This window comes from Sinorhizobium sp. CB7, from assembly GCF_041357635.1.
Lineage (GTDB): Bacteria > Pseudomonadota > Alphaproteobacteria > Rhizobiales > Rhizobiaceae > Rhizobium.
Genome location: NZ_JAULLL010000010.1, coordinates 269,019 through 281,956 on the forward strand (window position 1 = coordinate 269,019; position 12,938 = coordinate 281,956).

General features: G+C 58.8%; 14 protein-coding genes. 6 read left to right on the top strand and 8 right to left on the bottom strand.

Features of this window, described 5'->3' with window-relative positions; genetic code table 11:
- The first annotated feature begins 18 nt into the window (after positions 1–18).
- Positions 19–1,239, top strand: coding sequence for a molybdopterin-dependent oxidoreductase (locus AAE029_RS20570; protein ID WP_371074741.1), 1,221 nt, complete (start codon positions 19–21; stop codon positions 1,237–1,239).
- A gap of 12 nt (positions 1,240–1,251) precedes the next feature.
- Complete coding sequence (locus tag AAE029_RS20575) at positions 1,252–1,542, top strand: cytochrome c (protein ID WP_371074742.1); 291 nt, start codon at positions 1,252–1,254, stop codon at positions 1,540–1,542.
- 258 nt (positions 1,543–1,800) lie between these two features.
- Here AAE029_RS20575 and AAE029_RS20580 read toward each other — a convergent pair whose 3' ends face one another.
- The 8 genes from AAE029_RS20580 to AAE029_RS20615 form a co-directional block, all read right to left on the bottom strand.
- A complete protein-coding gene (locus AAE029_RS20580) occupies positions 1,801–2,586 on the bottom strand; it encodes a hypothetical protein (RefSeq protein ID WP_371074743.1) in 786 nt (261 codons plus the stop codon).
- A gap of 233 nt (positions 2,587–2,819) precedes the next feature.
- Positions 2,820–3,251, bottom strand: coding sequence for a VOC family protein (locus AAE029_RS20585; protein ID WP_371074744.1), 432 nt, complete (start codon positions 3,249–3,251; stop codon positions 2,820–2,822).
- A 191-nt stretch (positions 3,252–3,442) separates the two neighbouring features.
- Positions 3,443–4,585 (bottom strand): ABC transporter ATP-binding protein, encoded by a 1,143-nt coding sequence (locus AAE029_RS20590; protein WP_371074745.1) that lies wholly within the window; start codon positions 4,583–4,585, stop codon positions 3,443–3,445.
- Positions 4,582–5,409 (bottom strand): carbohydrate ABC transporter permease, encoded by an 828-nt coding sequence (locus AAE029_RS20595; protein ID WP_371074746.1) that lies wholly within the window; start codon positions 5,407–5,409, stop codon positions 4,582–4,584. The genes AAE029_RS20590 and AAE029_RS20595 overlap by 4 nt, the downstream gene beginning before the upstream one ends.
- The gene (locus AAE029_RS20600; protein ID WP_371074747.1) at positions 5,406–6,308 is read right to left on the bottom strand and encodes a carbohydrate ABC transporter permease; all 903 of its coding nucleotides are present in this window, start codon (positions 6,306–6,308) and stop codon (positions 5,406–5,408) included. Before AAE029_RS20600 ends, AAE029_RS20595 begins: the two co-directional genes overlap by 4 nt.
- A gap of 81 nt (positions 6,309–6,389) precedes the next feature.
- A complete protein-coding gene (locus AAE029_RS20605; protein WP_371074748.1) occupies positions 6,390–7,622 on the bottom strand; it encodes a sugar ABC transporter substrate-binding protein in 1,233 nt (410 codons plus the stop codon).
- An 82-nt stretch (positions 7,623–7,704) separates the two neighbouring features.
- Positions 7,705–8,607: a sugar phosphate isomerase/epimerase family protein gene (locus AAE029_RS20610; RefSeq protein ID WP_371074749.1), complete on the bottom strand. Its 903-nt coding sequence runs from the start codon at positions 8,605–8,607 to the stop codon at positions 7,705–7,707.
- An 18-nt stretch (positions 8,608–8,625) separates the two neighbouring features.
- Complete coding sequence (locus AAE029_RS20615) at positions 8,626–9,660, bottom strand: Gfo/Idh/MocA family protein (RefSeq protein ID WP_371074750.1); 1,035 nt, start codon at positions 9,658–9,660, stop codon at positions 8,626–8,628.
- Positions 9,661–9,794: 134 nt separating this feature from the next.
- On the opposite strand from AAE029_RS20615, the gene AAE029_RS20620 reads away from it, so the two are divergent.
- The 4 genes from AAE029_RS20620 (at position 9,795) to AAE029_RS20635 (ending at position 12,856) form a co-directional block, all read left to right on the top strand.
- Positions 9,795–10,838 (top strand): substrate-binding domain-containing protein, encoded by a 1,044-nt coding sequence (locus AAE029_RS20620; protein WP_371074751.1) that lies wholly within the window; start codon positions 9,795–9,797, stop codon positions 10,836–10,838.
- Between the two features lie 265 nt (positions 10,839–11,103).
- The gene (locus AAE029_RS20625; RefSeq protein WP_371074793.1) at positions 11,104–11,559 is read left to right on the top strand and encodes a helix-turn-helix domain-containing protein; all 456 of its coding nucleotides are present in this window, start codon (positions 11,104–11,106) and stop codon (positions 11,557–11,559) included.
- A gap of 782 nt (positions 11,560–12,341) precedes the next feature.
- Positions 12,342–12,575 carry a hypothetical protein gene (locus AAE029_RS20630; RefSeq protein WP_371074752.1) on the top strand — a complete coding sequence of 78 codons (234 nt, stop codon included), beginning with the start codon at positions 12,342–12,344 and terminating at the stop codon, positions 12,573–12,575.
- An 83-nt stretch (positions 12,576–12,658) separates the two neighbouring features.
- Complete coding sequence (locus AAE029_RS20635) at positions 12,659–12,856, top strand: hypothetical protein (RefSeq protein ID WP_371074753.1); 198 nt, start codon at positions 12,659–12,661, stop codon at positions 12,854–12,856.
- Positions 12,857–12,938: the final 82 nt, after the last annotated feature.

Here is a 12,938-nt window from a genome sequence, read left to right on the forward strand (position 1 = left end):
ATCGGGAGGAGAAGCGCAATGTACAGACGCCAGATTCTGAAGAGTGCTGGTGTGCTGGCGCTTGCCAGCGGCGCCCCATGGCTTGCGGCGGTTGCCAGGGCGGCACAGCCCACCTTGCCGTCCGGAACCCTTGCCGAGCAGGTGCTGGAGGCACTACCTGGCAAGGTGCCGTTGATCAAGAAGACGTATCGGCCGCCGAACTATGAAACGCCGATCAGCTTCTTCAACGAACCTTATACTCCGAACAATGCTTTCTTCGTTCGCTATCACCTTGCCGACATTCCAGAGGTTGATGTGGCCACCTGGAAGATCAAGATCGGCGGAGCAGGCGCCGAGCGGCAGCTCGAGCTGACGCTCGACGATCTGAAGAACGGCTTCGAGAAGGTCGAACTTGCGGCGGTGTGCCAATGCTCCGGAGAGCGGCGCGGCTTTTCAAATCCTCATGTGCCCGGCGTGGAATGGGGCAACGGTGCTATCGGCAACGCCAAATGGGGCGGGGTTCGGCTGAGGGACGTGCTGGATAGGGTTGGTGTGAAGCAGGAGGCCATCGAGGTCTCATTCAACGGCGCCGACGGACCTGCAGTCGACAAGACGCCGGATTTCATCAAGAGCGTTCCGGTATGGAAGGCGATCGATGAGAACACGCTAATCGCTTTCGAGATGAACGGCGAGTTGCTGCCGCACTGGAACGGCTTCCCGGCGCGCATTATCGTTCCCGGCTGGACGGCCACCTATTGGATGAAGCACATCGTCGAGATCGAGGTGCTGACCGAGCCGCTGAAGAATTTCTGGGTGAATACCGCCTATCGCATTCCGAAGGCGCTTTTCCCGGTCGTTCAGCGCTTCGTTTCGCAGGAGCCCGTCGATTCGCCGACCACCCCGATCACCGAGATTGTTGTGAACTCGCTGATCACCAATCTCGAAGACGGTGCTGAGATCAAGGCCGGTCAAGCTGTCGAGATCGAAGGCATCGCCTGGGACGGCGGCTACGGCATCGTGGAGGTTGCGCTTTCCGTCGATGGAGGCGCGAGTTGGAGACCGGCGAAGCTCGGTACCGACGTCGGCCGGTTCGCTTGGCGGCAATGGACCTACGCGTTCACGCCAGCAAAGGCGGGGGCCGCGGCGGTAATGGTGCGAGCGCGCAACAATTCCGGCGCCACTCAGGTCGACAAGCTTCTCTTCAACGCAGCCGGTTACCACAACAACATCGTCCAGAAGCTGGCGCTCCAAGTGATCTGAGGGAGGAGAGTGATGATCAAGTCACTTACCGGTGCCGCATTACTGATTATGACCCTGCCTCTGTCGGCAACCGCCGATGAGGATGCCATCAAACTCAAGCCTGGCGATGGGCTCGAAACCGTCGAGCAGAACTGCGCTGCCTGCCACAGCCTCGACTACATTGAGATGAACTCGGTCTTCCTTGACCAGAAGGGCTGGCAGGCAGAGGTGACGAAAATGGTGAAAACCTTCGGTGCTCCGGTGGACGAAAAGGATCAGGCCAGGATTATCGCTTATCTCGTCGCGAACTACGGCAAGCGGTGATCGGCGACGTCGAGCGCGCCGATCTCTCATCGGTTGAACGGCGGACTGTCAATCAGGCGGAATCGGATGACCGCCGATACGCGACCGGTTGCCTCTGAGCGGTAAGTCACAGGGAGGGCTACCGTCTCCCGCCGGAGGCCCATCGCTCAACTGCACATGAACCTAAATTCCCGGTGCCTGGAGATGGCGAAGGCGAACCGCCTGATGCGTGCTGTACCGTTCGGGATTGCCCCCTTCCCCAAACAGAACCGGCTGCCCCTACAATCCGCTGGTCAGCACTTTGTGGCAGGCCGGCGACACCCGCGACAGGTTGTCCCTCAAACAGGCGATAGCTCGACCACCGCCAAGTGGTACGGCCCCGCAGAGACTGCGGAAATCCGATCCGCAAGCTTCGCGTGCGATGAACAGTTCTTCGCGCGGCGAAAAAGCCGGCATGGACCTCGGCGTTGGCGTCGGCATCGCAGTCGTAGCACCGCCGGCAGCAGGCGGCGTTGCCGAGCCCGCGGCACCTCCAAGCGCCGCAACCGCCTGCTGGCAGGAGGGAGACAGACTTGCACTATGCTGCTGCAAGCAGGAAAGAGCCGCCGCTCCTCCAGGCGTCACGCCCGCACATTGCGCCATGAAATCGCTGCGGCAGGCTGACTTGACAGCATTCTGCTGGGCTTGCGTGGGCTGTGCTGCGCCAGACGAAGGCGGTGTCGCGGCCGTGGTCGACTGCGTCTGAGCGGGAGCGGCGGAAGAGGACTTGGGCTTGGCGGTCAATGCCGACACGGCTTTGCGGCAAGCAGCCGAGAGTGACGCGCTATGCTGCTGCAGGCACGTCAGCGCTTCCATGCCACCCGGCGTTACGCCCGAGCATTGCGCCATAAAATCGGAACGGCAAGCGGCCCTTACCTCATTGCGTTGCTCTTCAGTCGGCTGCTGGGCGGCAGCAGCGCCCGCAAGAAAGCCGATGGCGCAGACTGCATGCAGCGCAACCCTTACCGGCGAAACACGCCGCATCGCGCGCGGGATCATCGTCAAGGGTGACACAAATTTCCACATTATCCCCTCCCCAAAGAGAATTCGTTGAACGTATCGAACGAGAGTAGTTGCCCTTGTATGCGGTAGATGCCGCCCGCTGCCGACTACAGCAGCGATCCTTTATATTAGAATATCAAAATAAAAATGGATTAGGAAGGCAAGTAGCCTCATCCAGCCCGAACTGCGGTTCGGGCTGGAACGATCGTCCGGCGGCGATCGAAAGCTATGTCTGCAAAGCTGGTTTTTTCCGAGATCTACTTGGCGACAGGCGCATTCATGCCCCAGATGACGCCAAAGGGATCGCGAAGCTGACCGTAGCGATCGCCCCAGAACATGACCTCGAGCGGCATGACGACTTCCGCACCGGCATCGACCGCGCGCTTCCACCAGCTATCAATATCGCTCACAGGCAACAGCAACGAGAAGGCCTGCGGCTTCTCCGCCGGATGACCGTATTCCGGATAGGGATCGCCCAACATCAGCGAACTGCCGTTGATATAGAGGTGAATATGCATCGTGCGCCCCTTCTCGTCGACCGGATGCCGGGCGACCTCCTCGGCGCCAAAAGCGCGCTGGTAAAATTCCGCAGCCTTCACGGCGCCATCCACCATCAGATAGGGCACCAGGCCACCGAGAACGGGTGCATTCTGTTGCGGCTGTTCGGCTTGAGCAGTTGTGTCAGTCATAATGTCCTCCATGAACGTCTTCCAGGTAGCATCCATCCATTTGGTGCTCCCCGAGGACGAAGGAAAATGCCGGCAACCGACACTCGTCAGCGAATTTTTTTGAGAGTTCCGCAGAACCCAGGTCGCTGCGGGCTCTCTATTTTGCGCCGTAGCGCGTCCGACAGGACGCGCTACGCTCTAAATCACGGATCTTATGGAAGACGCCTCGCGTCGGCCCTTTCAGCGTCGAAAGCAGGACGCACGCCTGTCCATCTCCCGTCAATACGGGCTTCGGTGACGGCGTCGAAAACATGAACCTGAGATGGATTGATCGCAACGGCGATAGGATCGCCGACACGAATGTTCCCGCGCCCGGTCTCCACGATCGTCAGTTCCGGTTCGGTCGCAGTCGCAATGAACGTCGAGGAGCCGGTGGATTCGATGACAGCCACGCGGACATCGAAACTCCCCTCACCCGGCGGGACAATGGTGATATGCTCAGGACGGATGCCCGCAAGAACCTTTCGGCCGGGCTGCAGAGCAGATGCGGGAGCGAGAGGAAGTACCTGCCTTTCCGAGCCGAAATCGAGAATGAGGCTATTGCCGCCTTCGGCAACGACAGCCGGAATGAAATTCATCGCCGGCGAACCGATGAAGCCCGCAACGAACCGGTTGGCCGGCCTGTCATAGAGATCGAGCGGGGCGCCCTGCTGCTCGATGACGCCGTCACGCATCACCACGACGTGGTCGGCCATCGTCATGGCCTCGATCTGGTCGTGTGTGACATAGACGAAGGTGGCGTGCAGGCGTTCGTGCAGGGCTCGGATTTCCTTGCGCATATGGACACGCAGGGCGGCGTCTAGGTTGGAGAGCGGCTCGTCGAAGAGAAAAGCCTTGGGGTGACGGATGATCGCTCGGCTCATGGCGACGCGCTGGCGTTGGCCACCGGAAAGCTCTCGAGGATAGCGCTTCAGGAGATGCGACAGTCCGGTCGTTGCCGCCACATCCATGGCCGCCTTGCGGGCTTCGGCCTTCTTCACACCCCGGATGCGCAGGCTATAGGTGAGGTTCTCCTCAACCGTCATATGCGGATAGAGCGCATAGGACTGGAAGACCATGGCAACATCGCGCTTGCGGGGCGGCACATTGTTCATGAGCTGTCCGGCGATCTTCATCTCCCCGTCCGAAATGCGCTCGAGACCGGCAAGCGAACGCAGCAGCGTTGACTTACCGCAGCCGGACGGTCCGACGAGCGCGACAAAGGTCCCTTCCTCGATGGCAAGGTTGATGTTCTTCAGGGCATGGAAGGCGCCATAATACTTGTTGACGCCGGAAAGCTCGATCTGAAGGGTCATTTGAGGGCTCCCGAAGTGAGGCCGGAAACAATGCGGCGCTGCAAGAGAACGAAGATGGCGAGAATGGGCGTCACATACATGGTCGCGTAGGCCATGATGTTGTTCCATTCATTGGTGTTCGGCCCCATGAAGGAGTTGAGGCCGACGCTTGCCGGCTGCAGTTCCGCCGCCTGGATCATCGATTTCGAATAGACGAACTCGCCGAAGGCCTGCATGAAGATAAGGATGGCGCTGACCAGGATGCCGTTGCGTGCCAAAGGCAGCACGATGTTGAAGAAGGCGCCGATACGCGAGTTGCCGTCGACGAGCCCCGCCTCTTCGAGTTCCATGGGCACAGCCATGAAGGTGGCCCGCACGAGCACGACGAAGAAGGGCATGCTTTTCGCCGCAATCGCGAGAATGACGGCCAGGCGCGGATAGCCGAGCAGGCCAAGCTGAGAAAAGCCGACGAAAATCGGCGTGACCATCAGCGAGGCCGGCAGGACCTGCAGCATAAGGATCAGGAATAGGCCGACATCCACCCAGACGTTGCGATAGCGGGCCAATACATAGGCGCAACCGACACCGAAGACCGTGATCAGCGCGACGGAACCGAAGGCGATCACCAGCGAATTCCAGAGATAGCGTCCCATGTTCCGGCTTTCCCAGACATAGGCATAGGTGGCCCATTGCGGCGACGATGGCCAGAAGCTGGGAGGCGTGGCAAACATTTCCGAACCGCTCTTCAACGTCGTGATGTACATCCAGTAGAGCGGAAAGAGGTAGATCGCCGCCATGATGACGGCAACCGCAAGCATCAGTCGGTTTCGGCTGGCGTCGCTCATCCGCGTACCTCATGACGTGTTGAGCGGACATAGACCACTGAGGCGATCATGACGAAGACGATCATGATGACCGAAATGGTCGCGCCCTTGGCAAAGTCGTATTGGCGGAAAGACAAGTCCCAGGCCCAGTATTGCGTGACGTTGGACGAATTGTTCGGCCCACCGGAGGTGATCGCCGCGAAAAGATCGAACTGCTGCAGGGTGAAGATCAGACCGAGCGCGATGATGGCTCCAATCGTCGAGCGCATCATCGGCAGCGTGATCGTCCAGAAGCGCTGCCAGACATTGGCGCCGTCGAGTTCGGCGGCCTCGTAGAGATCGCCCGGGATGCCGGAAAGCCCGACCGAGAGCAGGATCATGTTGAAGGACGTGCCCAGCCAGATATTGGCGATGATGACGGCCCAAAGCGAGAAATGCGGGTCGGAACGCCAGAAAATATTGCCGCCGATGACGCCTGTCTCACGCAGCAGGAAATTCAGCACACCGAAGTCACCCGAGAGAATCCAGTTCCAGATCGCACCAACGACGAGGCCGGGCATCACCCAGGAAACGAGGAAGAGGCCGCGCAGCCAGGAGGAACCCGGGAAATTAACCCAGAAGAAAAGCGCTAAGCCAAAGCCGATGAGGAATTGTCCGGCGATCGAGGCGACCACGAAGATCGCCGTATTGGCAAGGATCGGCAGCGTTTCCGGCTGTGCGAAGAGATCGGTATAGTTCTTGAAGCCGACGAAAGGCCTGGCGAGCGTGCCGAGGCTGAACATATCGACCTCCTGAAAGCTCATCACTACATTGTAGATGAGCGGCAAGCCGGACATGAGGAACAGGAAGCCGAGCGGAAAGGCGACAAGGCCGATATCGAAGCCCTTTCCGTCCACCAGGCTCGAAAGAATTCTTTTCATGGCGCCTCCGATACTCCGATCGGGGCTGCCCTCGCTAAGTGGAGAGACAGCCCCTGCCGGGAGGAAATGCAGGGATCAACCTTAGCCGAGCACGGCCTTGATCTTGTCGGCAGCCTGGTCAAGCGCGTCCTTTGCGCTCATCTGCCCGGTCAAGGCCGCCTGGATGGCATCCTGTATCGCCTTCGAGATCTTCGGCCATGCCGGATGAGGCCCGCGGGGCTTGGCGTATTTCAGCTGTTCGACGAAGACTTTGATGGCTTCGTCCTTGAGCGGCTGGCCGGTCGGCGGGATGGCGACGTCGGACCGGGCCGGAAGCTGGCCGAAATCCTTGAACATGCGGTTATCCTGCGAGACGAAATATTCGAGGACCTTGAAGGCTTCCTCGGGATGCTGCGTGTTGGCGAAGATCGCCCAATTGAAGTCACCCATTGCTGAAGAGCGTTCCGCACCTTCCTGCGGCACCGGCAGCAGGGCGACGCCCCAATCGAACTTCGCCTCCTTCAGCATGCGATCGAGCTCCCACGGACCGGAAATCGCCATGGCCGCGTTGCCCGAGTTGAAGGTACCGGTGGAATCCCATTGGCTGCGCGTCAGCGTATCGGGTGAAGCGAGCTTCTCGTCTATGATCTGTTTCCAGACTTCGAGTGCCTTCACCGCGCCGTCGGCATTGATGTGGTCGTAGCTGCCTCCACCCATCTGCGCCCAGGGAAGGAACTGGAAAGTGCCCTCTTCGTTCGCCTTGGCCGAGAAGGTGATGCCATAAACGTTCTTCGAGGGGTCGGTAAGCTTGCGTGCGTCCTCGACCAGTTCCGCCCAGGTTTGCGGCGGCTTGTTCGGATCAAGGCCCTTCGCCTTGAACATGTCCTTGTTGTAGTAGAGCGCGATCGTGTTCGTCGCCTTGGGAATGCCGTAGTATTTGCCGTCCCACATCACCGACTTCAGCGGTCCGGGGAAATAGTTCTCCGGTTTGACGACCGTCGATTTTGATATCATGTCGGTGAGATCGAGGAAGGCGCCGCGCGACGAGAAGAGCGCATGCTCCGGATTATCGACCGTAATGATATCGGGCGCCTGACCGGTGGAATAGGCGCGCATGGCCTCGCTGACGACGTCATCAAACTGAATCTGACGGTATTCCACCTTGATGCCGGTGTTCAGCTTGTTGAAATCCTTGATCAGGTTCGGCGCCGGCTGGATGTCACGGTCGAGCGACCAGACGGTGACGGTGACATCATCCGCCCTGGCCGCCAGGCCGAACGACGAAACGCCTGCAAGCGCGAGAGCGCCAATGATTGCATACCTGCGGATAGCCATGGTTCTCCTCCTTCGTGGTTATCCGGTCGCCGGCATTCCTCTGGCCGGCCACCCTGCATGTCCGATCGTTTCGTGCGCGCGGTCAGGCCGCATCCGCCACGAACTCGCCGCCGCGGCACTTTTTGAGATAGTTCAGGCCGTGGATCTGACCGGTCATTTCCAATGCATCGCGATAGACCGGATCGTGCCAGCCTTCGATATCGATCGAGCCGGACCAGCCGGCAAGGCGCAATTCGGAAATGATATCCGTCCAGTTGCTGTCGCCGAATCCCGGGGTACGCATGAAGACGAACTTCTCCTTGCCGAAGATGCCGTGCTCCTTGATCACATCCCAGCGGATGGTGGCGTCCTTGCCATGGACATGAAAAATCTTCGATGCCCATTTGCGAATCTGCGGCAGCGGTTCGATCAGATAGACCATCTGGTGGCAGGGTTCCCATTCGAGGCCGATATTGTCATCCGGCGTCTCGTTGAAGATCAGCTCCCAGGCATCGGGATTGTGGGCGATGTTCCAATCGCCGGTCGCCCAATTGCCATCCATCGCGCAATTCTCGAAGGCGATCCTGACCCCCTTGTCGGCGGCGCGCTTGGCGAGCTCGCTCCAGACCTGCTTGTACCGCGGCAGGCTTTCGGTCAGCGGCTTGTTGCGGATTCGGCCCGTAAAGCCTGCAACGCAGGTGGCGCCGAAATGATGGGCATTGTCGATGCAGTCCTTCCAGCCTTGGAGCGTCTGCAGGTCGATCGCGGTCTCCTCGAGCGGATTGCCGAACATGCCGAGCGTCGAAATGGTGATGTCGCGGTTGCCGATGGCATCGACGCAGCGCTTGCCGAGTTCAGCGAGGTTCTGGCCGCTCGTTGTCTGCCAAAAGAAAGGTTCGAAGCTTTCGAAGCCGAGATCCGCGATCTTGGAAATGCGGGCTGCGGCGTCCTCGTTCGTCGCCTTGACCATGGTTCCGATGCGGATGGCTTTTGCCGGATTTGTCATGACCTCTGTCCTTATTCCTTAGGCTGAAATTTCGATCCGTCGGCCGGTTCTCGCGCTTTCAATTGCACCGAAAACCATGGCGAGGCTTCTGATATTGTCGCTGCTCTCCGTCTCCGGCCGCTTGCCGGTCCTTACCGCCTCGATGAAGGCGGCGATCACGCTGGCATGCCCGTGCGTCTCTTCGTCCTTTTCGGGTCCGGGAACGTTTACGGGCGCAAAGCCGCGCAGGAGGCCGGTTTCGTTGCCCGCTGTGGCGGCCTCAAATCCCTCCTCGCCGTCCCAGGTGAGCATGCCCAGCGTACCGGTAAGCCGCCATTGGCTTTCCCAGCTCGTTCGCCTGCCCTCCGCACACCACGAGCCGCGGTAAGTAAAGACGACATCGTCGGAGAATTCGAAGATAGCGTGCGCCGATGCCCCATGCCGGTACCAGGAGCCACGCGGATTGTTTTCCCGGCAGTAGACCGCAAGCGGCTTCTTGTCTGCGACGAAACGTGCAGCGTCGAAGGTATGGATCGCCATGTCGAGCAGCAGCACATTGTCCATCTCCTCACGGAAGCCGCCGAAATGCGGTCCGATGAAAAAATCACAGTGGATGCCCGTGAGCTCCCCGATCGCGCCGCTTTCGACGAAGCGGCGCATGCGCCGGACGCCTGATATGAATCGCCGGTTCTGGACGACGGCGTGGATCCTGCCCATTTCGGCGGCAAGATTGACGAGGGCAGCCCCTTCCGCGACCGAAGTCGCCATGGGTTTCTCGCTGAGCACATGGCACCCGGCTTTGAGTGCGGTGGAGACGACCCTGAAGCGGGCACTCGGAATAACCACATCAAAGACGAGATCGGCTCTGGTTTCGGCGATGACCTCCGCAAGATCCGTTCCAATGACGGCCCCCTCGATACCGAACTCGCGCGCGAGCGCTTCGGCGCTCGCGCGGTTGAGGTCGACCAGACCGACGATGGCAACGGCATCGGCCAAAGCCGGGTTGGCAGCAATCGCTCGCAGCCAACCTTTGGACATAGCTCCGCACCCGCACAGAATGGCACTAAATTTCACGATTTCCTCCTGAGGACGGCGTCAACTCCTAATGACATGCGTCCCGTAAACGTTTACGATCCTATGTGAAAAGAAATTCCTGTGTCAATAGAGGGAAAATGGATAAATCGCGGAATGGAGGAAAATCGGAGCCGATGAAGGGAATTCGCCAGCTTGCGGAACATCTCGATATCTCGATCGGCACCGTATCCCGGGCGCTGAACGGCAAGCCGGATGTCAACGACGAGACGCGCAAGCGCGTGCTGGCCGCCGCCGAGGAGTTGGGCTACGTCGCCAACCAGTCGGGGCGCAGTCTGCGCCAGGGAACGACCAACGTCATCGGCCTGATGATCGAATCCAGCAAGGAGACGATTGAAAATGGCGACAACTTCTTTCTCGGCCTGACCAGCGGATTGCAGAGCGTCTTTGCCCGCCACAAACTCGATCTCGTCATGCTCCCCTGCCCCAGCGACGAGGATCCGCACGAATATCTGAAACGTATGGTGGCAAGGCGCATCGTCGATGCGATGCTCATCTCGGCGACACAGCGCATCGACAAGCGTATTGATCTGCTCTCAAAAGCCAAGATCCCTTTCGTCGCGCTTGGCCGCAGTCTCTCAGGCAGCAACTATCCATGGATCGATCTCGATTTTGAGGGCGTCGCCGCTTGCGCCGTCGACCGGTTGGTCGCGCATGGCCACCGCCGCATCGCAATCACGGCGCCGTCGAGCGGCGTCAATCTCGGCTACGTGTTTCTGGACGGCTATCGCCGCGCGCTGGAGCGACACGGCATTCCCTTCGACCCATCACTCGTCATCCGCGTCAAATCGAGCGAACAGGGTGGTTATCAGGCAGGCCATGAATTGCTGTTGCTCGAGGACCGCCCGACGGCAGTCATCCTCATCTATGAACTGATGGCGATCGGCCTCTATCGCCGCCTCATGGAATCCGAAGTAATCCCGGGCCGCGACCTCGCAGTCATCGGCTTTCGCGAGGAGCCGCGCGCCAAATTCCTGCAACCGGCGTTGACCTGTTTTCGCATGTCGCTGCATGACCTTGGCGTCGAACTTGCAGAAATGCTTCTCGCCAATATGCCGGCCTATGGCCAGTTCTATCCGAAACAAAGCCGCAGCACGATTTGGCCGCTCGAACTGGTGCCGGGAGAAAGCGACGCATTTTATCTTGAGACAACGGGCTAAGCTGTTAAAAAAATGCGATTACGCATGATTGACGCTGAAGGGAACGACCACCGCCCTCGTTGCGTCCTCTGCTGTTGCAAGACTATTGATCGAAGGGCGTAAAGCGCTATGTCATACATCCGATAGTATGACGAAATCTTTGTTGAAAAAGCGATCGTTTCATACTTTCAGTTGAATTTACGCAGAAGCTAAGACAAGATGTATGCACGTTGTTGTTGCGAACCATCGTGTCGGCAAGCCCCCTTTTGACAGCAAGGAGTCGTCTATGAATGTAAAGAAACCCGATCCGATTGACGTTTATGTCGGTTCGCGTGTGAGAATGAGGCGCACGATGCTCGGCATGAGCCAGGAGCGCCTGGGCGAAGAGATCGGGGTTACGTTTCAACAGGTTCAGAAATACGAAAAAGGAGCGAACCGTATCGGTGCAAGCCGTCTGCAAAGGATAGCGGCTGTGTTGAGCGTTCCGGCAAGCTTCTTCTTTCAGCAGGACAATGCCGAAGCCTTGAAAATAGAAGGGATCGGAACGGGAGAGATCGACGCGGTCACCGAATTTCTGAACACCAAGGAAGGCTTGGCACTGAATCAGGCTTTCCTGAAAATCGCGGATGAGGGCGTCCGCCAGAAGTTTGTCGCGATGGTGAAGGCGATCGCTGCTGTAGAAGACATGGAATCGGCAATACCGCCGAAGACGGCGGACATCACTGCACCATTGAGCCATTGAAAGCAGCGCTTCACCTGTTCCAGTACAATCCGGAATATGAGCGGATTGGTCAGATCCTCAGGGATACCTGTGATGCCGAAGGCAACAACTTGCGCATCCCGCGCTAAGTCGGCCGCGGCATCAGGTTATCTCGACGGTTGAGCTTGGGGCCGTCCGGCATGAAAAGCGTTGACGGCGCGGAAGATTTGCCGGGACAGGGTTTAGATCGCCAGCTCTGTTGCGATACTGGCACAGAACCTTATTCGGACCGCCTCTATCCTAGCGGCGCATACAGCCGTTTCTGAAGGATCACGGCGTCACTCGGCCAGCGCGTTTAACGGGCCGCTTCCGCGGGGATTCAAGACTACTTCGCGGCCCTCCCGAAGCCATACCGCCCTCACAAGCAGGTTCTACCCTCGGGCACCCAGTCGCTGCTGCCGCATACACTGATGCGGTTGATGCATGCGGGTATCTCTCCAGCAATAGCCGTATCTTTGACAGTCGGCAGCAAGCCCTTCTCCGTCGTCAAGATGGTCGTGCCGCAGCTTGAAAACCCACGAAAGCGCCGCGTCGGGCCTCGGGCAACCTCCAGATCCCTGCTCACGTGAAGATCTTCCCCCGGCCCGCTCCGACCGGGCCAAAGTGTCAATTCCACGAGCATGTGCAAGCCAATATTGCAGCAATTTCAAATTGATTGTTTGTCCGATGTATGCCGACGGCTGTGTCACGCCCATGTCACGCGCACTTGGCCTACCCCTCGAATATGCTATGCGCATCACCGTGGGGGTGCCGTGGAGTATGAAATGAGTGAAGCTGCTGAAGTCGAGACGACAGCCGATAACGACTTGAAGGAACTTGCATCGTTGGCGAGGCTCGTAAGCTATGCGCGCCAGAGCGCAAAAGGCATGAAAGCCGAGTTTCCCGCCTATTGCCTGGATCTTGCACTTGGGGCCCTTCTTCAGGAACTCGGAAATCGTGGTGTATTGGGCCTTGAACCGGATGACCGTTTCACCGGTGCCAGAAGTGCAATGCACTGATCCGGAATGAAGTGCGACTGCCCGTGGACGGTTCCTGGAATCTCAAGATTACCGTTCCACTGCCTGAGAGATTGGAAAACGCTATGATTGGTCCGCCATCGCTTCCTGAACATCATCCTCAACGTTTCGACGATTGCCAAAAAGCGCTGAAAGCGGAGTTCGAGGCTTTCGTGGAAAAAGCGGTAATGGCCGGATGGCGTCGGGCTGAGGTTGTCCTGACGATCGGCGATCTCGCCGACAACGAAACACTCCTGATGGCGAAGGTGCTCGAGCTGCACTGAACCGGGTTCATCCTCCCTGCCGCCAAAGGGAATTGCTGAATCTCAAAGCCGCGGGGTGCTGTTATCAGGCAGCCCGCGGCTG